Source organism: Corynebacterium sp. HMSC036E10 (assembly GCF_001836265.1).
Taxonomy (GTDB): Bacteria; Actinomycetota; Actinomycetes; order Mycobacteriales; family Mycobacteriaceae; genus Corynebacterium; species Corynebacterium coyleae.
Window position 1 is genome coordinate 1 of record NZ_KV827931.1, and the last position, 464, is coordinate 464.

General features: G+C 52.2%; 1 pseudogene. It reads left to right on the plus strand.

Going from position 1 to position 464, the window contains the following annotated elements:
• Window positions 1-464: pseudogene (locus tag HMPREF2736_RS12300) on the plus strand (hypothetical protein); the annotation flags it as partial.

The following is a 464-nucleotide window of genomic DNA, read 5'->3' on the forward strand; positions in this document are numbered from 1 at the left end:
TACAAACTGCTCGACAACATCGACGAGTTCTTAGGCGAGCGTGACAACATCTTCCGCATCGGGGTTATCGGTGATCAGATTGATCAAGGTAACTACGCCTCGGGTATTTCCTTGGTTGGCGATAACTCGCTTTTCATCGCCAATAACCGCCTGATGGGATCAGATGCAAAACTGCGCAACACCATCCTGCACGAATTAGGCCACACTCTAGATCTTCGCCACTGGGGTGCCAACGACACCGTCGGTGACCTTATTAAGGGTGTTTCGCTTCCGATGGCGCCGGAGTATGACTCGGTGATGAACTACCTGTACCAGTTTGGCAAGTTCAACTACTCGGAAAAGCCATACCTGCTTGAAACCCCCAACGGCAACGCGGTTGTCCCCGCCGACTGGGACGTACTGAAAATCAATACTCCGCGTATTGCTGCTGACAACCTTGAAATCGGCGACTTCAGTGCCATGGC